Source organism: Dictyobacter alpinus, from assembly GCF_003967575.1.
In the GTDB taxonomy this organism is placed as follows: Bacteria; Chloroflexota; Ktedonobacteria; order Ktedonobacterales; family Ktedonobacteraceae; genus Dictyobacter; species Dictyobacter alpinus.
The window spans coordinates 1,420,222-1,443,480 of sequence record NZ_BIFT01000001.1 but is presented as its reverse complement, the minus strand read 5'-3'; the positions used below and the strand labels follow the sequence as shown (position 1 = coordinate 1,443,480).

Sequence of the window (23,259 nt, the reverse complement as noted above, 5' to 3'; positions counted from 1 at the left end):
GATGTGGTTGTAAAACGTAGCTGCCCCGGGCATACGTTAACACATTCGTCCCTGGGCTATAGACGCCTGGGGCATTTTTTTTGCGGAGGAAACCACTCATGACTCAGATCGAAGATAATCAGCCGGAGATTAAAGATACTCCCCTGGTCCCCATTGAAAAAGTTGTCTCGTTGTCTAAACGGCGCGGCTTTGTGTTCCCCAACTCTGAAATCTATGGCGGTGTCGCCGGAATCTATGACTTTGGTCCCCTGGGCGTTGAGTTGCGCAATAATATTAAGCGCTACTGGTGGTGGTCGATGGTGCAGAACCACGATAATGTCGTGGGTATCGATGGCGCTACCATTACCCATCCCCGTGTCTGGGAGGCTAGCGGCCACGTTGAGAACTTTGTGGATCGCCTGGTCGATTGTAAAAAATGTAAACGTCGCTTCCGTACTGATCATCTGGATCCAGAAAACCTGGAGCAGCATAAATGTCCTGTTTGTGGTGGCGAGCTGACTTCAGAGCCCCGCATCTTTAATCTGTTGATGGAGACGTACCTGGGTGTCGTTGAAGGTGACCGCATGAAGACCTACTTGCGCGGTGAGGCCTGCCAGAATATCTATCTGGATTACGATAATGTGGTGAAATCGTCCCGCGTCCAGGTCCCATTTGGTATCTGCCAGATCGGTAAAGCCTATCGTAACGAGGTTACACCAGGTAACTTCCTGTTCCGTCAGCGTGAATTTGAGCAGTGGGATCTACAGTTCTTTGTGCATCCCAGTGAGATGGATAAGTGGTATGAGTATTGGAAGAATTTGCGCTTTGAGTGGTATAAGGGTATTCTTAACCACAAGGATCGCCTGCGCTTCCGTGAGCATGCCAGCGATGAATTGGCCCATTATGCCAAGAAGGCCTTTGATGTCGAATATCAGACCGTTCTGGGCTGGCAGGAGTGGGAAGGTATCCACTGGCGCCAGGATTGGGACCTCACCCGCCATTCTGAGTATAGCGGCCAGGATCTGCGTTACACGGATCCTCTGACCAAAGAGCGTTATACACCCTGGATCGTTGAGACCTCGGGTGGTGTTGATCGTACTTTCTTGAATCTGCTGCTGGATGCTTATGAGGAAGAGCCAGATCCAAACGGAAAAGAGGCTCGTACGGTACTTCACCTGCATCCATGGCTGGCGCCAGTTAAAGTAGCGGTCCTGCCACTGCAGAAGAATAAAGAAGAACTGGTCTCAACCGCCCAGTCGATCCATCAGAATCTGCGCCGCTATATGGTTTCGCAGTATGATGATGTGGCCAATATTGGTCGCCGCTATCGCCGTCAGGATGAGATCGGTACCCCGTTCTGTGTGACCATCGACTTCCAGACCCTGGATGACCAGACGGTGACGGTTCGTGAGCGCGATGGTATGACTCAGATCCGCTTACCAATCAGCGAACTTACTATGTATCTACTGGACCGCGTCACCTGGAAATAGCCAGGTAGCGCGTGTACTTGATCTGATGTGGACCCTCTTTATGCAGAGGGTCCACATCAGATTTCTTCTGTCTCCATGAGTATATATGTATATATTGTTCTCCTCTTAGATTAGTCTGGTACTTCTGTAGCTAAAGGAACCTCTACCTTTTGCTTTTTTTAGGGTATTTGCTATAGTAAAACAGGCAATGCCTGCGTAGAAACAATCTATAATCGCCCTGTGGCGTGCTCTTTCATTGTCCGATGTTGTATGCTGATCGGTAAAGAAAGATTAAGGCTGAGTTGCCGTACGTTGTGGGCTGGCATGAATGTTCGACTGCGACATTCTTAGATGAAAAAAGCATAGCAATACTATTTATCATAAAAGGATCAAAATACATGACGCGTGTCGTTTCATATAATATCCTCGCTGGAGGCTATAGTCTAAGAGAAAATGGTGCGAAAAGAACCGAGCAACTATTAAAGATCATTCGCTCGGCTAATCCTGAGGTGGTGGCTATAGCTGAGGGGATTAACCCTCAGATGGGCGGTTCGATGGTAGTACAAGAACTGGCCGATGAGTTGGGTATGCAGTTGATTAAGGGTGGTGAAACAGGGAGTAGCCGGGATTACCAGACGGCGTTGATGACGAGTTTGCCTGTAGTTTCCGTCCGTAATCATGCTCGTCCCGGTATTCTGGCGCGTCCTCTCCTGGAAGTATGTGTAGAGGAGAAAGATGGCCAGCAGCTGACAATCTTTGTCATCCATCTATCTGCGTCCTTTAATCGGCGTCGGGCCGGTGGTCATATTCGGATGCGTGAGATGCAGGAGATTCTGCGTATTATGGCTCCGTTGCGTGCCGAGGGGAAGCCACATATGCTGATGGGTGACTTTAACTCTTTGGCCCCGAAGGATGCTTTTACGGCCAGCGCGTTGCTACGCTATGTGGTGCGGCTGGATACGCGGCGTAAGAATATTACCCTCAATGATGGCCATCCCCATCTCAACTCGGTCGTGCCACGAAAACTACGTGTCTTGAATCCTGTATTACGCTTTGTAGCCCAGAGCGATCTCCTCTGTAAGCTGTTTGATCTGGCGGCCTACTTCTACGCGCCGCGCGGCTGTATCCAGCTCCTCAATGAAGAATACACCGACTGTTTCCGCTATCTACATCCTCTCGAACAGGGCTTCACCTGTCCCGCCGGGGCTCCGGCTGGTCGGATCGACTATATCTTTGCCGATTCAGTCATGGCTAAACGCTTATCTACGTGTCGCGTGTTAGTCAGTGGCGAAGATGGTTTTCCCGGGGATCACGCGAGCGACCATCTGGCCTTGACCGCCGAGTTTGGGGCCGGTGTTATCTCGCAGGTTCCACCAACCCCTCCCGTTGATAATGCCGTTTCACGCCCATAACTCAGAACATGATGTAAGCACATAAAAGCGCGGCCCGCATAAAAAAAATTCTTTACGCGGGCCACGCTTTTGTCTATGTCACTAATACCTCTATTTGACAGCGGTTAAATCCAGGGCGGCCATGTATTGTGTCTCTACATAGGTCTGGCTTGCACCAGCCGAGCCTGGTGTGGATTTTGGCGAGGTATCTGGTGGGATGGTGCGTCCCTTGTAGGAATAGTCAGCCAGCTGCTTTAGTTGTAGCGCGGCTGCATGATTTTTCGCATCGGTCAGGTTGGTGGCTTTAAGGAGCTGGACATCATTGTCGCGCATCTTTTGTAGCCACTGGCGTAGGTCGGTCAGGCCAGCTTTCGCATTCTGGATACGCATCTGCAGATTCGCATTGTTGCCTGCGTTGGCCTTCAACGCATCCAGATGTTTGTCCAGAATATCTATATAGCCTGGTTGATTGGGTGACGAGAGCAGGCCAATGGGTGTTTTGATCTGGCCAGGAAGAGTATTTGGCAGGTCTCCACTGCTTCGCGCATAATTAGAGCCATCGATCAGCTCGATGATACGTGTAGCCTGACGCTTGACCAGTCCATAATCCTTGGTTTGATCCAATGAATCGACAATACTGGCGGCCTTATCATTCAAGGATTTGATGGTTTCAAACATATTGCTGACTGCCGACTGCCCCTTTGGAAGTCCTGGTGTGGAGTCAAGAATATTTTGGATTTCAGGCAGTGTGGCTTGCGCAAAGGCTGCCCGATAGACAACTTTTTTGCCGGGCGTCGTTGGATTGTTACCAGTGTCTTCAAGGGTGATCTGGATACCGCTGGTATAGTTAATCAAATTAGTATGGTTGGCGTCTCCAGCATACATAAAATCTATCTGTTTATTTTGAGCTTGCATTGCGCCCAGGGGCACAAATTTTTGTGTATTTGTCTGTAGCCAGGCATAATAGACTTTTCCTTGAGCAGGATCAGGAATATCCTTCATGGTAATACGTAGCTGATCGTTACGGCCAAGAGCATCATCTTGAAAGAAGACGATGCCCGGTCCCTGGGGCGTGGGTAGCGGGTTTTTTGTGGTTACGGCTGGAGCTGGCTGTCCGGCCTTATCATTTGGTTTGAGTGCATTGCTGAGACCTATACTGGCAGCTATAACTGCTATGAGCACGAGAGCTGCAATGAGTATAAAATATTTGTTTTTATAGACCGCTGGCCTGGTCGGAGGTGGGACCGCTAAAGGCGGTGGCGTTTGTGGTATCTGTGGAGCGGCCTGTTGTTGATATGCCCTATATGCCGCAGGATCTGGTTGTTGTGGATATGGCCTGACTGGTTCAGCCTGAACGTAATCGGGTCTGACCTGACTCTGCTGCGTTGCGGATAAGTCCGGACTGGATGGTGTTGATGGTAGCGAAAATTGCAATCCGGGTTTGTCTGGTCCTACCACAGGTATACGCGTGAGGGATGTCTGCCGAAGCTGGAATTGTTTGCCAGATGCGCCAGACAACGGTCCCGAGGTTGCTCCAGATGGTGGTACTGATGCCGGCCCGGACTGTGGAAAGCCACTTGCCGGTGCTGTGGATGGTAGCGAGGCTGGACCTGGGTTCTTTTGGATGGTAACCGAGGATAATGGACCCGAGTTTGGAAAGACGGCGGCAGCCGAGACATTAGGATTGGCATTGAGCGAGATCGGCTGCTCCTGTCCAGCCTGCGATTGTTGGCGCGTTGCCATGTCAATTAATGGCCGCATAAACACCGGTGATGCTGGTGTTAGCGGCTGAGAAACGCCCAGGATAGATTGCTGGTTGTTCTGAGCTGGATTGGATGATGTCTGTGCTTGCTGGCTCCGCGTGGCGATCTGTCGCACCGCTGGATGGGTTGGTTGTACCGAACAGGCTTCCGCAATGGCATAGGCAAATTGGGCCCCTTCACTAAAACGTGCTCCGGGATCCTTTGATAGTGCTCGTAAGATGACCTGGGCCAGGTCAGGGGGAATATTGGCATTCAGTAGTGTCGGCGGTGTGGGTAATGTATTGATATGTTGTGATATAACCGCAAACGAATTATCACCACGGAATGGAGTAGCCCCGGTACATAGTTCATAGAGAATAATGCCCAGAGCGTAAATATCACTCTCTTTTTTCGCCGACTGACCTTGAGCCTGCTCAGGAGATAAATAATGAGGAGCTCCAAGATAGCTATCATTGCCGGCAATCTGGGTGATGCCTACATCAGTGAGCATGGGCTCACCGGCGTTAAAGCGCGTGCGCTGCTGTTTATTGAGCAGAATATTGCTGGGCTTGATATCGCCATGGGCGATCCCTTGCTGATGGATATAATCCACCACGGCTCCCAGGCAAGAGAAAAGATACACGATATCTGTGGTTGCTGGAAAGATACCGCGCTGGGCTGTTGCTTTCAAATAATCGCTAATTGTGTATCCTTCAATGTAATCCATTACAATGAAGGTCGTTGTCTCACGGGCCTCATTGGGACGTGAAACTCTAGCATCATAGACGCTGACCAGATTGTCATGGCGCAGGTTTGTTATGGCCTTGCCACCATTGGTCAGACGATTCAAGAAATTCGGATCCGCTTGTAAGTCATTATGTAATATTTTAACCGCAACATCGCGACGTTGGGCCAGATCATGTGCTTTCCAAACTTCTCCTACATGTCCATTGCCAATTTGCTGTAAGAGCTCATACTGTCCAATGCGGCGTGGAGATGTGCTCATGGCCTCCTCCTGTTCACCGACAAATTTTTTATCGGCCAAGTCTGTACTATCCCATTGCTACCATAACAGAGTTAAAGCCGACACTCAATTGTTTAGGATATCTATCCTACACACGCCGCTTGATCCCTGTCGCTAAAAATTAAGTACTGGACAGATCCTGTTTTCTTATCTGTATGTACCGCTACTACTATACTACGTGTTGGCATTGATAGGTAGTAGGCAGAGCAAAAGAGCAGGTCTTGCGCCCAATACTTTTCGGTTAGGGGGAGCCTGACTCTATGGTGTGGAGTCGTGTACGTGGAGTGAGCGCCACACGCGAGGCCCAATACATCTCATGTAGCAACCTTTCAGACCCAACGTGGTCATGCTCAGGAACCTTCACATGGAGGGAGGTGACGGCCCACGGCCGCAAGGGGATTGCCCTACAATAATCATTTCCAGGTCATTTTATCGTAGGTTTATGGTATAAAGGTTCTCTTCATCTTTATGCAACTTAACAAGAAAAAAGACAGATGTAGGGCAATCCCCTTGCGGCCGTGGGCCGTCACCTCGCCCCACGTCAAGGTTCCTGTCGACGATCATGATCGCCGTCACCTCGCCACGTTGTTTATTTCTGAGATTGATTCTGTCTCCCTCCTTCATCTGTTACCTTGATTTGAACCATGCCAGAACATATGCTGCCTGGCTGATTTCCGTTTTTGTGGAGCTGTTTTGGAACGTGTTGTTTTAGCCACCGGCCAGGTTGTCTATGGCGGTGACAGCACCGCTATAATAGGGATTGCAGGATGTCGTTTTTAGGGAGGAGCTATGTGTGCGTTTTAGTTTACAAGATGTCAAGAAATCGGTGCAGCGACGTGGGGGCAGTCTGGGAGTCTCACTGCACTTCTTGCGCGGTGGTGAGCTTGATGAGGAGATTGCTCGTTTGATTGCTTATCATGAGCGCTTGCTTACCCAGCCTCAACGCATGTTTGCGCTGGATGAGGCGCGGGCGTATGTTGGTGAATACCGGATGGCTATTTGTTTGCTGGCAACCTTAAGTAATTGGTATAGCTGGCGACAACGTGACTGGGGCGAAGTGGTAGCTGCACTGGGTGGAAATGACGAACTGCTACAGTTGGCATCTGCGACCCATCTGCGCCTGGCTCTCTATAGCTATGTCAATGAGCACCATCATGGCTTTTTGGGCACCCAACAACGCGAACAGGTGTTGCAAGAATTCGCGGTGCGCTATGGTGTAGCGGCCCGCGACCTGGATTATCTCCTGGTGCTGGATAATGAGGATGAGGCGCTATTGACGCGGGAGGCGGCCACTCCTCCCACCGTTCAGGAGGTCGCGACCCTCTATAATCAATGGGCGTTTGAGGCGGCCCTTTTCAATGCTTCAAGTGTACACTTCGTGATAGATTATATGGCCTTCAGTCGCTCTGAGAGCATCCAGACAGCCCCTCAAACGCCCGTAGCTGGCATTGGGGCAGTCATCAAACGCCTGTGCTTTCTGGCGCGTCGTCTGGGTGTGTATTACGATTTAGAGTATGAGCAGGAATCTGCTTCAGCGTCCAGTGGACAATCTGTGCCACCTTTGTTGCATCTGACCCTCTATGGTCCACAGGATGTAACTGGTGCGCCACAGCAATATGGTTTACGGCTGGCGCGCCTGTGTCGGTTTTTATTGGGTTATGGTCAGAAGACAGGTCAGAAGAAACCACAGTTAACCGCTGGCATCGTCGAGGCTGAGGCACGGGTCCATTTCTTGCAACGCGCCTATACTTTTGCCATGGATGCCAGGGTACTACAACTTTTGCCGGCCTTGAGTGAGGCGCAACAGGGCTTAACCCCGGCTGATACTTCGTTGCTGTTTGATAGTAGTATTGAGCAGCACTTTTCAGAGGCATTTTTCTCACTGGCCAGAAATCAGGGTGTTGACGGCTGGCAACTGGAGCGCGAGCAGGAACCATTGTTGTTAGATAAAGGCATCTTTCTACCGGATTTTGCTCTTATTCGTGGCAAGCGTCGCATCTACTTTGAGATTCTGGGATTCTGGACGCCTGCGTATCGTGAGCGTAAGATTCAGAAATTACATTATTTGCGTGGCCGTAAGGATCTGGTACTGGCCATTCCAATGGAAGCAAAAGAGGCCTTTAGCGCTATCGCAGCAGATTTTCCGGTGGTCTATTATCAAGGTCAGCTTTCGGTGATGGATGTTTTGCAGGTATTGCAACAGCGCTATGATGATTTCTCAGAACGTCTGGCCCACTTAAACCTCCAGTCCATTCGTGAACAGGTTGAGCAGCAGGGATTTGTGGCAGAGCGCCAGTGCTATGCGTTGCTGAATTGTTATCGTCGTTCTGAGCTGCAGCAAGCCGCCGGACGTGTGTGTGCTGATAGTTCGACCGCCATTGCGTTTGTTCCCGGACTGGGTTTGTATCATGCGCACTGGTTAGAACAGATGCGGCAGGCTTTCCAGAACTGGTTAGAACAAAAAGGTGATCAGCGCGCTGCCTGGTCAGAAGCCCTGCAAGAATTGCGCCGCTTGTATCCCGATTTGCAGTCCTGTGAAGATGCGACACTGGAAACGCTGGTTGGTCTCTGGCCCGATGTGACTGTCCAGCGGGCCTCGATCTTTGAGGTGACCATTGAATTGCTGACCCCACAGCATGCGTCAACTCTGCCGCCGGTGCAGGTAGAAGCAACGGAATTAGAACAGGAACCACAAAAAGTAGTACGTGAGCGCCGCTCGCCAACCAAAAAACGTACCAGTCCTATACCCAAAGTAGTACAAGGAGATCTATGGGGATGACGCTCGACGGAGCCATCCCCGACGTTTTTTTATACTCCCATCCCGCCTCCCACCTGCCCTTAGCCTCGGCAAGTAAACGGCTTTTCCGGTTTTTACCGTACGTGTTTACATCTGGATTTTTGTAACTACTCAGATAGGCTATGCAGTTGCGGAAAGAGGAGGAGAAAAGGTAGACTAAGAACATGAAATCAGAAGAAGAGTTGGAGCACCTTAGAGCAGAAAACGCAGTGCTGCGACAGCAGGTCAGCGCCTTAGAGGACCTGGTGAGCATCTTGCAAGAGCAGGTGCAGCAGTTGCGCGATCAACTGGCCAAGGATAGCCATAACAGTGGACTGCCTCCCTCCTCCAATCGCTTCCAAAGACAGCCACCTAAGAGCCTGCGACAAAAGAGTGGCAAGAAGCCAGGAGGGCAACCAGGACACCAGGGCCGGCATCTGCAGATGGTGGCCGAGCCCGACGAAATCCTGGTGCATGAAGTGACACGCTGTGAGTGGTGTGGGAACGATCTTGAGGGTATGAACGCCTCTCTTGGCGAACGGAGGCAAGTGGTGGAGCTGCCCAGGAAGCGGCTGCATATCCGAGAACATCGGGTGCAAGAAAAAACGTGCCCCTCGTGTTGGTGTGTGACACGAGCCTGCTTTCCCGAGCTGGTGCGTGGCCCAGTCAGTTATGGCAGCAGCATTGGTGCCCTGGCGGTCTATCTGGTGCAGTATCAACTCTTGCCTCTGGCTCGAGCAAGTGAGCTGTTGGAGGATCTGCTGGGGGTCAGCCTCAGTGAAGCAACCATCCAAAGCCTGATCCAACGGACCGCCGCCCCGTTAGAACTGGTGGAAGAGCACCTCAAGACGGCTCTGGTGCAACAGCCGGTGATCCATCAAGATGAGACGAGCTTGTATGTTGGTGGCAAGCCACATTGGGTGCATGTGTGCAGCACCGCAACCCTGACCCATTACGGAGCGCATCGCAAACGTGGGCAAGAAGCGATGGATGCCATCGGCATTGCCCCACAGTTTACGGGAACCAGTGTGCACGATGGGTTGCTCTCCTACCAGAAGTACGGCTTCACTCATGCGGCTTGCAACGCCCATTACTTGCGCGAGCTCACCTTTATCGAGGAGCAGTATCAACATCCTTGGGCACGAAAAATGAAGGATCTGTTGCTGGCAGGCAAACGGCTAGTGCAGCACGCTCGTGAGGTGGGCCAGACGAGTTTGGACGTTTCGCTCTTGGCCCGCCTGCGCTTCCAGTATGACATGCTGGTCACTGACGGACTCTTGCTGGTTCCGGCCAGCCCCCATCGGCCCCCGAGGACCGGGGTGCAATCGTGAACACCCTGCCCGCAAGCTCTTATCACGGTTGTACACTTATCGCGAGCAAATACTGCGCTTCCTGCACGATTTTGCCGTGCCCTTTGACAACAACCAGGCCGAGCGGGATCTGCGCATGCTCAAAGTGCAACAAAAAATCTCTGGCGGCTTTCGCCACGAGAAAGGTATCGTGCTGTTTTGCCGCATCCGCAGTTACCTCTCGACCTTGCGTAAGCAGGGGTTGCCCTTGCTGGCTGCCTTAGAGCAAACGCTTCAGGGTCATCCTCTCTTGCCCGTTTTCTCCACCCCCATCTGAGTAGTTACGGATTTTTTATGGTATAGTAATTTTGTTCCAAAAGTTGTTGACAGGTTTGGTTGTTTCAGGTACTATGAAAGAGGTTAGAACAAAAGTTCCTGTCCCGGTAAAAATCTTATAGAGAGGACGGTAGCAATGTGGAGCAGAATTCGTATGTTCGTACAACCAGACGCGTGCCACCCCAACAGGGACCGGCCATCCCTGATATTTTTGATGAGGAATATGATGATATCTGGCCGACATCCCGTTTAGCGAGTAGTAGCATAAGGCGCTACACTAGCGACGTACAAATGGAGACTGGACGTCCCCATGCTGATGAACAATGGTCTGCTTACACTGAGCCTGGTTCCTCGCGCTTAACAGGAAAACATGCGGTCCCTCAGCGGCGTACCGCTACCCAACCTCCGGTTAATCGACAGCGGATCGATACCGAGGATGTTGTGCCGCAGCGTCATCAGCGGCCGCAGCGCACATCCGGCTATACACGGCTACACTGGACTGTCTATGTAGGTCTGGCCGCGATCAGTATGTTGTTGGGGTGGATGCTTGTCAGTGGGGTTGCTCACTGGTGGCAGGGTGTAGAGGACGATTGGCATTATGGTCGTCCCAGAACGTTTCAAATGGATCAAGTCGTGGGCCATAGTGACTCAGCCACCAATCCCAGTCATTTTATTGCTTTAAACCTTAATCGTCATATTCAGGTAATCGAGTTACAAGGCGGAGATGCCGCCAAATCCAGAGTATATCTAGGACCTGATCTAGTGGGGACCGATCAAGACCTTGCGCCTGTGACGCTGACCTTTAAAGATGTCAACCATGATGGTAAGGTAGATATGATCGTGAATGTGCAGGATAGTCATTTCGCTTATATCAATGACGCTGGCCAATTTCGCACTCCTCATCCAGGAGAACATGTACAGTTCTAATTCCCAAACGTAAAAAAATATCCTTCCTACATGCTGCGTGGCAGCTTCCTGACCCTTCTTTTTACTCTCTCGGTTACACAACTGGCACCAACCTATCCAACGCGTGGATGTAAGGTTGGTGCCATCTTTTGTGTTTATATACAGCGTATTATCTGACGGACTGCTCCAGAACCGCTTCTTTCGCGGACAACTCAGCATGGATTGCCTCCATTGACCTTACTTTAGGGAGCTGTGTTGGTACTGCTTTGTTCATGGCTGGGGTTGATTTTTGCTGCGGTACTACAGGTGAGATTCTTGCCTCCGCTACTGGCTCTGGAGCTCGTCTTAGTGCAAGGTATGCGAAAACGATCATCCATCCCATTAGAAAAACAAGGAGAACAGATAGTAAAAATTCAGTAGGCGTGATTGCCACTTGTATACCCACGGGCACATCCTCTTTCAAGTTGCTTCCTGGTGAAGCAAGGTTATGATTACCAATTTGTAATAAACAACAAAAGTAATGTTATGACGTATTTACTGTACAATGCTCCCACTATTTGGGCGTGCTTTATCCGCTCCTGTAAGTGGATAAAAGCGAAATAGTAAGGACATTCCGCGACCTGCGGAAAAGCTTACCAGGCTCATGTGAACCTTTTTCTGTAGAGCTATCCCTTTTGTTAGCTGAGCAATGTGCGTTGTACGCTCCTAAGGAAATGACGACATATAAATAAATAAAGTTTCAACATATACATATGTTCCCAGAAATAGGTCTCTGCTCTACATTGTTTCTCGAATGGGGGTCATTTGGCAACACAACCATACTTTCTGGCTGTTTTTGTATCTTTATGGTGTGCTATTTGGTATGTTCCTCTTCTCATTCGTATTAATAAATGTATCCCCACTTTAAGATGAATATCTGGTAATATTTCCTTGCATTTTTATGAGTATGATTTCATCTTAGTACTTTATTTAAGTTTGTTCGCGGGCAGTTCGCCCGCTACGCGGGCGGGAGGAGAGGGATGGTGGGGCACAGCCCCCGATCCCCCAGTCAAGGGGCTCGCCGCCCCTTGCATCCCCGCTTTATGGGTCGGTGCCTGTTACGCGGGCGGGAGGAGAGGGATGGTGGGGGCACAGCCCCCGATCCCCCAGTCAAGGGGCTCGCCGCCCCTTGCATCCCCGCTTTATGGGTTGGTGCCTGTTACGCGGGCGAGAGGAGAGGGATGGTGGGGGCACAGCCCTCGATCCCCCAGTCAAGGGCTCGCCGCCCCTTGCATCCCCGCTTTGCATCCGAACTGGGTCAGACCACTAGTACTATTGTATACGGACAATAAGCAATTTTTTATGGTATTCCTTACTTAGTGTTTGTTTCTCACTCTCATTGTGGAGCGTGCAGCTAGCCGCACTCGGGCCCTTTAGGGCCCACCCTTTTTTTACGTGTGGTGTCAAATGTTGCGCATCGCGCAACATTTGACACCACACGTAAAACCATTAGAGCGCCAAAGGCGCGAAAAAAACGATAATGGGGCATGGATTTCATAGGAAGCAAACATTATCTTACCCAGTGGTTGATTCCCAGGCCAATGATGGTTTGGCTCTGACAAATATAATTTATTCAGCTCTTATAAGGACTAAAATCATATGGATCATATCAATTGGCAGCGGACGCGTGACATCGTCTTAAGCATCGTTGGCCTGGGAATCATATTCTGGGCCACCTGGAGTCTGTTGGGCCAGTTTGTAGAGGCGATTGTTGTTCTTTTATTATCTATGGCTGTCGCGTTTCTGCTGACACCTCTTGTCAACTTCATTAGTAAATATGGCGTGCCGCGTGTGGTTGCGGCCGCGATTACTTATATTGTGGTGTTTGGCGCTATTATCGCTATAGCTTACCAGCTAGTTTTTTCGCTGGTGGAGCAAGTTAACACTTTTTCTGCGACCATCTCAAATTTTGCGTTTTCGTTGCCTGATACCTTCAGAAGTTCCATCCAGGCGTTAGAAAAGGTGGGGGTATCTCAAACGCAGATCCAGGCTGCGATCGGGCAGGTGCAGGGTCAGGTGTATGACTTTGCTTCATCGATACCAGGAAATGTCATTGCGCTTGTGACCAATGGTGTCAGCGTCTTTCTAAATATCCTGCTGGTAACTGTCCTGAGTTTCTATCTGACATTGGACGGGAAGCGTATTCGTGATAGTCTGGTGAGCCTCTCGCCGAAGTCCTGGCTCCCAAATGTGTTGTTGTTTGAGGATGCGCTGAGCCGGGTGGTGGGAAATTATATTCGCGGCCAATTGACGCTGGCCCTGATCATCGGAGTTGGTACCAGCGTGATCTGTCTGGTTTCGGGGCTGGGCAGTTATGCCTTGATCTGTGGCGTGCTGGCCTTTCTCTTTGAGACCATACCCATGGTTGGTCCTGCCCTGGCATCTATCACGCCAATCCTGCTCTCGCTGCTGCTGGGCGATCCAGATCTGGTGCGACGAACCTTAATTATTGTGGTCTTATTTATCATTATGCAGGCTTTAGAGAGCAATATCCTGGGTCCGCGTATTGTGGGACAGGCGGTGGGACTCCACCCTGTGGCGGCGATTCTCTCGCTACTGGTGGGTGCCAAGTTGTTTGGTGTCTTTGGGGCCTTGATTGCTACGCCGATTGTCGCGGCAGCCTGGGTTGTTGTGGCCAGCATCTATCGTTCGGCGCGAGGTGAAAGTGCCGACCAGATCCTATCGCGTAATAAGCGGGCGCCCTGGACAATACGGCGTCCGAATGCGATATTAGCGGGAGGAATAAACGAGCATACCAAGGATGAATTGCGCTCGCGTGTAAGTGTGGATGAGCGTTTAGACGATGAGCCAATGGGCTAAGTTTGGCTGCTATTTCGCCGCTGGGAGCAAATGACCCTGGTCATCTGCTCCTACCGTGTTGATAAAGCTCTATGCGTTGCCAAAGGTACGGCGCAGTTCTTCTTCGCCTTCACGATTGACCAGGGCATAAATCTCATCATTGGCTTCAAGTGTCACATCGGCATTCGGGATCACAGGCTCACCACCACGAATAATCAAGGCCAGATTACTACGGCGGGGAAGATTGATCTGATTCAGCTGTTTACCCACGACCGGTGACAATGATGGTACCACAATCTGAATGATTTCGAGTCCCGCGCGCTTAAGGTTCATTAACAGCACAAAGCGCTGGCCTGGGAGCTCGGATTCAATCAAGGAGAGAATCGCCTTGGTGGGGCTGACAGTAACATCAATGCCTAAACGTTGAAAGAGATCTTCATGTTTGGGATTATTCAGACGTGCGATCGTGCGGGCAACGCTGAAACGTTCTTTCGCCATCTGGCAGATGACCAGATTATCTTCATCCTCACCGGTTACCGCGATTACTGCGTCGGCGCGACGTGCCCCCGCCTCTTCCATGGTCCTGGCTTCACAGGCATCACCTTTCAAGACTGACTGGCCCAATTCTTCTGACAGCGTCTGAAAGCGTCCATTCTCTTTCTCTAGCAGCAAAATCTCATGACCTTGTTGGAGCAGATACCGTGTGAGGTAGTAGCCGACATCGCCACCGCCCCCGACAATAATATACATGTGTGTGCCTCTCTCCTACACTCTTATTGTATGGATGGGAAAATATATCACGCACCATTACATCTGTCTTATAAGATGTAATGGGACGTTATCATAGATAATCAAATCTCACTTTGTTTTTGTAGTGGGTGTTGTTGAAACGTTGCCAGTGAGTGCATCGGCGACCATACCTGAGATGATGGTGGTGGGGCAGATTGTCTCAAGTCCAAGACCTTTAAACGTCTGTTCTCGTAGAGGATCGTAAATGCGGCAAACAACTTTTTTTGTATTGAATATCTCTTTGGCGATCTGACTGGCCATAATATTGCGATTATCACCATTGGTGACGGCGGCAAAGGCATCTGCATCCTCTAAGCCTGCGCGTCGCAGGACCTCTTCGTCTACGCCATTACCAACAATTTTCTCCCCCGAGAATTTTGGGGGAAGGCGCTGAAAAGCGTCGCTACTACTGTCAATGACAGTTACTGTATGTCCTGCATTATCCATTTGTGCGGCAAGTGTTGCTCCAACACGGCCACAACCCAGGATCACTACTTTCACGGATAGCCTCCTATCGGTCAAAGGACCGGTTCTCAGGATAGTTAGGTTGTAACTCGAACATTATAGCATGCTAATCAATCGAGTGAGCGCGGCTAGCCATGATCGGCCTCACTATTTTGAGGGACTTTTTTTGCGTGTAGGGAGATGTTGTGTTAGCCTTATTCAAGGCATAATAATAGCGTTGTCTCTCTGTTTAGCTGATCTTTGCTAGAGTCTGTATAGATGTTCGTACTACAATAGATATACTATGAAGAAAGAGTCGAGTCGATTTTATGGTAACAGATGCTAAACCGCACGCGACACCAGATAGTTTACAGTCTGTTTTACGGGCTGTACCTGTGGATCAGCGTGAGGAGTGGGATACTTTTGTGGCGGGCCACCGCTATGGTCATTTTCTCCAGAGCTGGGATTGGGGGGAGCTGAAGGCTACGGCTGGCTGGTCTCCTTTGAGGCTGGCTTTGTATGTGGACGGTAAGATTGTGGCGGCCGCTCAAGTTTTACGCAAGACGGCCCCCCATGTTCCGCTGGCCCTGGGTCACCTGGCGTATGTTCCGCGTGGCCCTGTGCTGGATTGGTTGCAGCCAGGCTTGTGTGAGCAATTTTTTACGCAGCTGGACCGTTATTTGCGCCGGCGTGGAGCCATCGCTTTACGTTGGGAGCCAGATGTGGATCAGGAATCTCCTGAGGGCGAACTGCTGGCGCGTTTTGCCGCTGCACGTCGTGCGGGCCTGGTGCCGACGGTGCAGCCTCAGCGCACGATTGTGCTGGACCTGGAGGCTAATGAGGAGCGTTTGCTGGCCCAGATGAAGGAGAAGTGGCGCTACAATGTCCGCCTGGGCCTGCGCAAAGGTGTCCAGATTCGCGTGGCGAGCTCGCCGGCGGATGTGGAGGCATGGTATGCGCTATTGCAGACGACGGGTGAGCGTGATCAGTTTGGCATTCATAGCCTGACCTATTATCAGCAGGCATGGAAGGTGTTTGCGCCGGATGATCGCCTGCGTCTCTTGCTGGCCGAGTATGATGGTCAGTTGCTGGCTGGCATCGTGGTGGTTGTGCTAGCGGGTCAGGCTATTTATCTTTATGGAGCCTCTAGTAATGCGCAGCGGCAATTGATGCCCAATTACGTCTTGCAATGGGAAGCTATCCGTTGGGCCAAACAGCGTGGAGCGCGGCTGTACGATTTCTGGGGTATTCCAGCTACTGATGCCGAGGATGAAGCGATGGCCGGCGTCTATCGTTTCAAGCGCGGCTGGGGTGGACGTGTCGTACACTATGCTGGCGGCTATGAACATACCTATAGACCCCTCTTAATGCGAGTGGCACGTCGTTTCTTCTAAACGTCCCAGCAGCACCAACTACCACACACATTCCCCACTTCCATGCCACCTCCGATTCTGCCATAAGTCCCGCCGTAACGAGCTAGCCAGCTCATGGACAAGCGGGGATGCAAGGGGCGGCGAGCCCCTTGACTGGGGGGTGTCGGGGGGCTGTGGCCCCGGCATCTCCCCTCATCCCGCCCGCGTAGTGGGCGCAGAGCCATCACATGAAGTAGGTCAGTCCACTAACTGGACTCCCCCTGTTGTGCTTTATTGTTCAGTCGATTGGGATTACCAGACTAATCTCAATATGTATTGAGCTGTTTAGCAATTCTCCTACTTATGAAATACAGTGCATTATCTACTGAACATATGCAGAACCAGGAATGTTCATGAAAAGAAAAATTCTTTGGCCTTTTCTGATATTGTGCATCGTGACAGTGCTTGTTGGAGGTTTTACCGCGTGGAAACTCTATCCGCAATTTATGGGTCCTCCAGAGGTGACTTCAAATGCCTATATCTACTACACAATTAAAGATGCGCGTGGTTTTGTGCTGGCGCGTTCACCAAAAGGGGTGGATGGACAGCCGCTTAAAAGTCCGCAGCCGCTCATTGCGCTGGGAAACGATTTTGGGCGCGTAAGCTCTGATGCCGTCCTGACATTGCAGTTATCGCCAGATAACCGTTATGTGGTGATAGATGGCAATCGTGATCACGGTGAGCAGGTGTGGATGTATGATGTGCAAGCGGGAAAGATTACTTTTAAGCCAGAGGCGGTAATGGGTAACTTTTTGCGCTGGCTACCGGGTAGCAATGGTCACACCTTTCTGTACCGTCCTATGTTCCCACTGGGTCCTTCAGCTCCCATGGATGGGGATAGTTGGAATCCCGGCCTCTGGTCTGTCGATGCGGCTACGGGCGCGCATGCCAATATCAATATTGGTACCGCCTCAGCCAAACTGATTGATGCCGTCCCGTCGCCAGATGGCACACGGATCGTGTATTCGACTACTGAAGGACTCGGCCTGGGTAGTGATACCTATGTTATGCAGAGTGATGGGAGTCGGCGAACCCATCTATTCGCGACAACTGGACTGGAGTCGGTTGCCGGGCTATTTGCCTGGTCACCAGATGGGAAGCAGATCGCCTACGAACGTCTGGCTGATAGTCCCGCTCCCTTCCTCACCGCAGGACTCTGGAGCATGGATAGCAGCGGTGGACGCCAGCAGCGTCTGGCAAGTGTGGATGGGGGGCACGGCTATATGCCGTCCTGGTCACCAGATGGGCAGAAGTTAGCGTATGTGGTACGCATGAATACCGGGGATCATCGTGCTGATACCTCGCAGCAGGCGCTACAAAGTGCGATTGGTGTCTTTAATCTGCATACCCATCAAGCCCACCTGATCGCCACCTCAGCCCAGACGGGGCAGCAGTGGAATATTAACCCCAGCTGGTCCGCCCAAAGTGATCGCGTCATTTTTGCCGCCCTCAGTCCTGCGAATACTGTTTTAGGTGGCATGCCACGTTACTGGTCCGCCCAGCTTAATGTAGGAGCAAATGGTGAGACACAAGTTGTCCCTATCTCACCCGTACTGTCACATATAGTTGCTTCAGGCTAGGATTATGCATGCCTGGCTCGTATACATGGATTGCTCCTCCCAATTTTAGTGCTGTAGGAACTATGTCCAGATGTGTTTCCCTGGTGGAAAGAAGATAGATAGCTATGAAGTTTGTATGGTTTCGACGACAGTTCCGACTCTGGTTTTTGTTGCTGCTATTGGCTGGCTTCTCTGTCCTGATTTCATGGGAGGGAAATGTGGACTGGCTGGCCCCAACTGGTACTGTGTCGGCGGCCCCTTCTATTGTGCAGCAACGCCAGGCGTCTTCATTTATGCATCGGCCTTACTATGGTAATCGAACAATTATGCAGCGCACCGTTTCGTTTTTTGATCATGATAAGCCCTGGTATGACAATGATGGCTGGTTTGTCCGTTTTGATGGTGTAAGTGGGGGGGCCTCCGTCAATGATTGTGTGGCACGCCTGAGTTGCTATGATGGGCATAACGGCTATGATCTGGATATGGCCTTTGAGCCTGTATTGAGCGTGGCTTCAGGGCAGGTTATTCGGGCTGGCTGGTATAACTCGGTGAACCATAACTCCTCTTTTGGATTATGGGTGGCAATCGATCATGGTAATGGTCTGGTGAGTGCGTATGGCCACCTGAGCGCGGTCCTGGTGGCGGATGGTGATCGAATTGGTCCGCAATGGCAAATAGGCACGAGTGGCACAACCGGTGCTTCGACTGGTCCACACTTGCATATGTCGATCTATTACCTGCCTAACTGGCATGCTACCGATCCCTTTGGTTGGAGTGGTCGCAACCGGGATCCAAATATTGTAAGGGATCGCTACCTCTGGGTTGACCGCCCCTCCACACACACGGTTGTGCCATACCTGGGTGGAGGCCGTATATATCCCGGTGCCATTGTGATTGATGATGGTAGTGCAGGCTGGCACTCAACAGGTTACTGGCGCTCAGACTACTTCCGTACCAATATTCATGGTGACCTGCATTGGGCCACAACCGGGGGGGCACGTGCGACCGCAGTTTGGCGACCAAACATTCCAGCGGATGGCTATTATGAGGTCGGTGTTTATGTCAACGATACCCATGCCACCAGTAGCTGGGTTCCATATACCGTTTATAGTGCCAACCCCAGTAATCCCGCATTTCAGATAGCCCACACGGTTCGTGTTGATGAGTCCCATATCGGTATCTTTGGTGGGCCCTTTGGCACCGTCAACACTGGTACGCGCTGGGTGAGTATCGGAACCTACTACTTCCGCCGTGGTACGGCTGGCTGTGTAATGCTCAGCAACGCAACGGGTGAGTCGGGAACAGAGATTGCGGCAGATGCGCTCGAATTTGTACGGGCGTCCGGTGGCTATACTGTTTCTGGCAACGGCGCCTATATTGGTGGCGACCTCAATGCGCAACCATAAATATAACAGGTGTGATAGACAGTATCTTTACACCCTGAGTGTAGGATATCCCAGCACACAGAAGTTACCCGATAAGCGGCCTCTGGTTAATGGAGGCTGCTTCTCTTTATGATGGAATTACACATTCTCATAAGTATGTAGCAGATGAAGTACGTAAATACGAGAGATATTAAACCCTATTATGCGCGTTCTGTAGACTATAAATAAGTAAAAATAAGGAGTAAAAATATGGGCAGAGACAGTAAAGAACTCCATCATGCAGCGCCACTGAATGGTCCTGTCCTTTCGATAGACAGTCAGGAACCAGATCAACTACCAGCGAGTGAAGCCGCACTGGCAGTTGAGCAGGAGGACAGGCGTATGCAAGAAGTGCTGGCATCTTTAGACGTGCTGGTTACCATCCTCTTGCAGCAATATCCGTCTCCCCCTGATACCCTGGTGGTTATATCGGAGGGAGCAGAAGTGGAAGAGGTTGAGTCAACAATTATGGCCCGTTGTGTTGAGTGTATTCGGCAACATTTAACCTGTCATGCTGCGATGCTGGCTGAATTTTCGCAAGAGGCGGAGATGGTCTCTCCATTAGCTTGTTCTGGCACGACAGCTTCCTATGTACAATATTGGGCTGATAGTATCAAGCTCAACACAATCCTGCAAAATCCTGAGCAGTTTCAGTGTTTATGTGCTGGTGAGATCCTTACGCTGGAACTTACCAGTGCTGTATTGAGTGATAATCATCCCGTCCATAGGATGATTATCCCTATTCTGCGGCAAACAACCTTGATTGGACTGCTATTTTTGGATTATGGTGTGGTGCAACTACCTTTGAAGTTGTCGGAGATCGCTGTCATCAAATCGTTAAGCGGTATGCTGGCATTGGCTATGCAGCGCGACCAGGAGCAGCGTGAGCACGCGCGTATAGTCAGTACTTTACAGGCAGCGAATGTTGAACTAACGCGTATGAACACGCTCAAAAATAACTTTATCTCCACTATCAATCATGAGTTTCGCGCCGTCCTATTAGAGATGCAGAAGTGTAGCGAACTGATGCGTGATGAGACATTGAGCCTGGATAGCTTAAAGGAATTCGCTGTTGATATCCATGCAGACACCAGGCGCTTGCTCTATATGATCAATGATCTGGCCCATTTAGAGCGTATTGAAGCGGATCAGATGGATATTTGTCTGGAATGGTTAAACATAAATGTATTAATTACGGTCGTGGTCAAGCGTATCCGTGCTATGTATCCTCACCATCATATCTTGCTGCGTTTGGCCATCGCTCTTCCCATCCTGCTAGGAGATCGAGAGAAGCTGACCATCGTGATCTCGAATCTGCTCCGGAGCATGATCGAATTTACTCCTGAGGGGGGGACAATCACTATCAATAGTCAGGTCCAGGAGAATAGCGTGCATGTAAGTATCCATAATCCAGGGCCAGGTATTTCGGCGAGTGGCTTAAAGCGCATCTTTGAGCGCTGTGCTGATACAGCCGATAGAGTTGTATCAGCTATGCATGAACGAAACCAGGAACTCTCTATGGCGCAGAAAATTGTACAGATGCATGGTGGTCAGGTCTGGGCCGAGAGCAGCATCCGTAACGGCTCAACCTTCCACTTTACCATTTGCTTTGCTTGAGCATAGAACACGGCTTCAGCCCGCTATTTGCAACAACTTATCATCTTTAACCGTATTATAACCAGCAGTAGCTTAAGATATTGCTATACAATCAGAAATATAAAATCCTGAAGATCTATTGTTCATAAATAAATAAGGAGATAAAAATCATGTCTGGTAGTCGAGGCTGTGCCACAAACTCCATTCTGTTTTTAATAATCGTGTTTTTGCCAGTAATTGGCCATATCATTGAAACAGTTTTCATTCTTGAGGATGATCATTCGTCCCTTGGAAAAATACTCTGGCTGTTAATCATCTGGTGCCTGCCATTCATTGGACCATTCCTGTACCTGATCTTTGGTCAGCGTCCGGTGAATCGTAGCCGTGTCATGTTTGGCCAGGCCAGTTATGCTCCTGATGACTATCAAAATAACCCTTATCAGCGCTAATAGGGCATAGACGTCAAAAAAGGATGCTATTCATGCAAATAGAATAGTATCCTTTTTTGTGTTTTTTCTATGGTTACCTATGACTTTGAGACTAACCACTATGGCTAGATTTACGGGGAGCATTTGTAGAGAACGTAAAAATATGCTACAAAATTAGGTGAAGTTATTTGTATCAACATATAAATTGCCGCCTCTTGAAAGACAGTTAGACTACCTTCAGGTTTGGTGTGATGAAAACTATTGGATAATAGTACATCTTCCCGGAAGATGAAATACGCATGAAGTCTTTTCTCAAGAGAGATGTCTGTTCTCTGTACTAGCTAAACTGAAAGGTGCAAATATATACATGAATGTATCTATTGGGGGTGAGGGGTCCGCACAACAAACAGGTGCTGATCATTCAGTTGAGAGCAAACAAGAAGAGCCGCGTACAGTCACACCAAGAGTTGAGCCAAGAAAAAATATCGCCGTTCTTGATGGGATACGAGCCTGTGCGATCCTTCTGGTGATGTCTTTCCATGTGGACTTGAAGACGCTGAATGCTTTATGGAACCAGCCGCGCCACCTTTATGCCAGTGCTCTGGCTAATTTTGGGGCATCTGGTGTGAATCTCTTTTTTCTGTTATCTGGATTTTTGCTTTTCTTACCTTATGCGAAATCTTTGTTATTTCAAGCACCCTGGCCCTCGGCTCGTCAGTTTTATGTGAAGCGCGTCTTGCGTATTGTTCCTGCCTATTATGTAACTTTATTTGCAGTTATTCTGATTTTTGATCAATCATATTTACAACCTCGTCGTTGGAATGAACTTGGTATCTTCCTGAGTTTCTTCATGGATTCCTCCTGGCTGACATTTCGGCAACTGGATGGCCCTTTCTGGACACTGGCGATTGAGTGGCAATTTTATATGATCCTGCCCCTGCTGGCACTTGGATTCTTGCTGGTCGCAAAACGCCTACCGACGGCGCCAGCACGACGTTTGTTGGTGATGATCGGCTGTTGCGGGGTGCTTATCATCTGGGGAATGTTATTACGGGTCTGGGGTGCTTCGCCTATGGCCCAACATCCATCTGATATTGTAACCAGAGTTCTTGTTGTTTTGCTGTATGGTATTACTGGCAAATACATTGAAGAATTTGCAATTGGTATGATTATCTGTCTGTGTTGTACCTATGCCTGGCATCCTGTCTATGGAGCCCTGACGCGTCGGCGTTTTGAACGCTCAAGCCTGTTCGTTGGAGCGATTGGATTGATAATCCTCGTTTTTATGGCGATCTGGCATTTCGATTATGCCCATATGCGTGTACCTACATTCTCATTTATGGATCGATTCAATCCCGAGTATGATCTGATTAACGAATTAATCATCTCCTTTGGTTATGGTGCATTTATGTTCTCGGTTCTATTTGGTCCGCATTGGCTACAGCGTATTTTTTCGTTGAAGCCATTGATCTGGATTGGACTGATTTCTTACGGCCTGTACATGTGGCATATGCCGTTTATCACGATGTTCCGTGGGCAAGTATTGCCGCATCTGGCAATACAGGGACCGATTCGCTATTTTGCTCACTGGCTCTGGCTCCTGCTGACTGCTGTCCCGGTTGCTTTTCTGTCATATCAATTCATTGAGAAACCCGGCACCAGATTGGGCGCACGCCTGACGAAACGGATGCAAGAGAAACGCCTGGCTCGTGCTCAAAGAGCAAAGATCGTAGAACCTGGAAGTGTAGAAACGAGAAGTGTAGAAGCATAGCCGTCACAGTTTCCCATATTCTGGCGAAACTACAAAGAGCGCGCAGGAATATCTTGTTCCTGCGCGCTCTTTGTGACTTACTTATC

General features: G+C 50.0%; 17 protein-coding genes. 14 read left to right on the top strand and 3 right to left on the bottom strand.

All coding sequences use genetic code 11. The features are described 5' to 3' along the window. Positions 1 to 98: 98 nt before the first annotated feature. Both EL633_RS05635 and EL633_RS05630 read left to right on the top strand, forming a co-directional pair. Positions 99 to 1,469 carry a glycine--tRNA ligase gene (locus EL633_RS05635; protein WP_126626247.1) on the top strand — a complete coding sequence of 457 codons (1,371 nt, stop codon included), beginning with the start codon at positions 99 to 101 and terminating at the stop codon, positions 1,467 to 1,469. Positions 1,470 to 1,846: 377 nt separating this feature from the next. Continuing rightward, positions 1,847 to 2,860 carry an endonuclease/exonuclease/phosphatase family protein gene (locus tag EL633_RS05630; protein WP_126626246.1) on the top strand — a complete coding sequence of 338 codons (1,014 nt, stop codon included), beginning with the start codon at positions 1,847 to 1,849 and terminating at the stop codon, positions 2,858 to 2,860. Positions 2,861 to 2,950: 90 nt separating this feature from the next. Here EL633_RS05630 and EL633_RS05625 read toward each other — a convergent pair whose 3' ends face one another. Further along, complete coding sequence (locus EL633_RS05625; RefSeq protein WP_126626245.1) at positions 2,951 to 5,587, bottom strand: protein kinase domain-containing protein; 2,637 nt, start codon at positions 5,585 to 5,587, stop codon at positions 2,951 to 2,953. A gap of 811 nt (positions 5,588 to 6,398) precedes the next feature. Between EL633_RS05625 and EL633_RS05620 the strand changes: the two genes are divergently transcribed. The 6 genes from EL633_RS05620 to EL633_RS05595 all read left to right on the top strand — a co-directional run bounded on the left by EL633_RS05620 (position 6,399) and on the right by EL633_RS05595 (position 13,771). Then, positions 6,399 to 8,384 (top strand): DUF790 family protein, encoded by a 1,986-nt coding sequence (locus EL633_RS05620; protein ID WP_126626244.1) that lies wholly within the window; start codon positions 6,399 to 6,401, stop codon positions 8,382 to 8,384. A gap of 182 nt (positions 8,385 to 8,566) precedes the next feature. Then, positions 8,567 to 9,712 carry an IS66 family transposase gene (gene tnpC / locus EL633_RS05615; protein WP_126626243.1) on the top strand — a complete coding sequence of 382 codons (1,146 nt, stop codon included), beginning with the start codon at positions 8,567 to 8,569 and terminating at the stop codon, positions 9,710 to 9,712. Beyond that, positions 9,633 to 10,007, top strand: coding sequence for an IS66 family transposase (locus EL633_RS38085; RefSeq protein ID WP_126626242.1), 375 nt, complete (start codon positions 9,633 to 9,635; stop codon positions 10,005 to 10,007). Before tnpC ends, EL633_RS38085 begins: the two co-directional genes overlap by 80 nt. Before the next feature lie 137 nt (positions 10,008 to 10,144). Next, positions 10,145 to 10,933 (top strand): hypothetical protein, encoded by a 789-nt coding sequence (locus tag EL633_RS05605; RefSeq protein WP_126626241.1) that lies wholly within the window; start codon positions 10,145 to 10,147, stop codon positions 10,931 to 10,933. A gap of 998 nt (positions 10,934 to 11,931) precedes the next feature. Then, entirely contained in the window at positions 11,932 to 12,243 is a 312-nt protein-coding gene (locus tag EL633_RS05600) for a hypothetical protein (protein WP_126626240.1), read from the top strand. A gap of 307 nt (positions 12,244 to 12,550) precedes the next feature. Further along, positions 12,551 to 13,771 (top strand): AI-2E family transporter, encoded by a 1,221-nt coding sequence (locus EL633_RS05595; RefSeq protein WP_126626239.1) that lies wholly within the window; start codon positions 12,551 to 12,553, stop codon positions 13,769 to 13,771. 69 nt (positions 13,772 to 13,840) lie between these two features. Here the strand turns inward: EL633_RS05595 and EL633_RS05590 are convergent, their stop codons facing one another. Continuing rightward, positions 13,841 to 14,500, bottom strand: a complete 660-nt coding sequence (locus EL633_RS05590; RefSeq protein WP_126626238.1) for a potassium channel family protein — start codon at positions 14,498 to 14,500, stop codon at positions 13,841 to 13,843. 108 nt (positions 14,501 to 14,608) lie between these two features. Then, positions 14,609 to 15,040 carry a potassium channel family protein gene (locus EL633_RS05585; RefSeq protein WP_126626237.1) on the bottom strand — a complete coding sequence of 144 codons (432 nt, stop codon included), beginning with the start codon at positions 15,038 to 15,040 and terminating at the stop codon, positions 14,609 to 14,611. A 272-nt stretch (positions 15,041 to 15,312) separates the two neighbouring features. Between EL633_RS05585 and EL633_RS05580 the strand changes: the two genes are divergently transcribed. The 6 genes from EL633_RS05580 (at position 15,313) to EL633_RS05555 (ending at position 23,173) form a co-directional block, all read left to right on the top strand. Beyond that, entirely contained in the window at positions 15,313 to 16,377 is a 1,065-nt protein-coding gene (locus EL633_RS05580; protein WP_126626236.1) for a lipid II:glycine glycyltransferase FemX, read from the top strand. Between the two features lie 371 nt (positions 16,378 to 16,748). Further along, positions 16,749 to 17,975: a TolB family protein gene (locus EL633_RS05575; protein ID WP_161981971.1), complete on the top strand. Its 1,227-nt coding sequence runs from the start codon at positions 16,749 to 16,751 to the stop codon at positions 17,973 to 17,975. A 104-nt stretch (positions 17,976 to 18,079) separates the two neighbouring features. Continuing rightward, positions 18,080 to 19,360 carry a peptidoglycan DD-metalloendopeptidase family protein gene (locus tag EL633_RS05570; RefSeq protein ID WP_126626234.1) on the top strand — a complete coding sequence of 427 codons (1,281 nt, stop codon included), beginning with the start codon at positions 18,080 to 18,082 and terminating at the stop codon, positions 19,358 to 19,360. Between the two features lie 228 nt (positions 19,361 to 19,588). Next, positions 19,589 to 20,995, top strand: coding sequence for a sensor histidine kinase (locus EL633_RS05565; RefSeq protein ID WP_126626233.1), 1,407 nt, complete (start codon positions 19,589 to 19,591; stop codon positions 20,993 to 20,995). Between the two features lie 149 nt (positions 20,996 to 21,144). Beyond that, positions 21,145 to 21,423 carry a PLDc N-terminal domain-containing protein gene (locus EL633_RS05560; protein WP_126626232.1) on the top strand — a complete coding sequence of 93 codons (279 nt, stop codon included), beginning with the start codon at positions 21,145 to 21,147 and terminating at the stop codon, positions 21,421 to 21,423. A gap of 346 nt (positions 21,424 to 21,769) precedes the next feature. After that, positions 21,770 to 23,173 (top strand): acyltransferase family protein, encoded by a 1,404-nt coding sequence (locus EL633_RS05555; RefSeq protein ID WP_126626231.1) that lies wholly within the window; start codon positions 21,770 to 21,772, stop codon positions 23,171 to 23,173. Positions 23,174 to 23,259 lie beyond the last annotated feature (86 nt).

Bases quoted from the DNA above. Each gene is read 5' to 3' on its own strand.
- EL633_RS05635 (WP_126626247.1), top strand. From the start codon at position 99: ATGACTCAGATCGAAGATAATCAGCCGGAGATTAAAGATACTCCCCTG.
- EL633_RS05630 (WP_126626246.1), top strand. From the start codon at position 1,847: ATGACGCGTGTCGTTTCATATAATATCCTCGCTGGAGGCTATAGTCTA.
- EL633_RS05625 (WP_126626245.1), bottom strand. From the start codon at position 5,587: ATGAGCACATCTCCACGCCGCATTGGACAGTATGAGCTCTTACAGCAA.
- tnpC (WP_126626243.1), top strand. From the start codon at position 8,567: ATGAAATCAGAAGAAGAGTTGGAGCACCTTAGAGCAGAAAACGCAGTG.
- EL633_RS38085 (WP_126626242.1), top strand. From the start codon at position 9,633: ATGACATGCTGGTCACTGACGGACTCTTGCTGGTTCCGGCCAGCCCCC.
- EL633_RS05600 (WP_126626240.1), top strand. From the start codon at position 11,932: ATGGTGGGGCACAGCCCCCGATCCCCCAGTCAAGGGGCTCGCCGCCCC.
- EL633_RS05595 (WP_126626239.1), top strand. From the start codon at position 12,551: ATGGATCATATCAATTGGCAGCGGACGCGTGACATCGTCTTAAGCATC.
- EL633_RS05590 (WP_126626238.1), bottom strand. From the start codon at position 14,500: ATGTATATTATTGTCGGGGGCGGTGGCGATGTCGGCTACTACCTCACA.
- EL633_RS05580 (WP_126626236.1), top strand. From the start codon at position 15,313: ATGGTAACAGATGCTAAACCGCACGCGACACCAGATAGTTTACAGTCT.
- EL633_RS05575 (WP_161981971.1), top strand. From the start codon at position 16,749: ATGAAAAGAAAAATTCTTTGGCCTTTTCTGATATTGTGCATCGTGACA.
- EL633_RS05570 (WP_126626234.1), top strand. From the start codon at position 18,080: ATGAAGTTTGTATGGTTTCGACGACAGTTCCGACTCTGGTTTTTGTTG.
- EL633_RS05565 (WP_126626233.1), top strand. From the start codon at position 19,589: ATGGGCAGAGACAGTAAAGAACTCCATCATGCAGCGCCACTGAATGGT.
- EL633_RS05560 (WP_126626232.1), top strand. From the start codon at position 21,145: ATGTCTGGTAGTCGAGGCTGTGCCACAAACTCCATTCTGTTTTTAATA.
- EL633_RS05555 (WP_126626231.1), top strand. From the start codon at position 21,770: ATGAATGTATCTATTGGGGGTGAGGGGTCCGCACAACAAACAGGTGCT.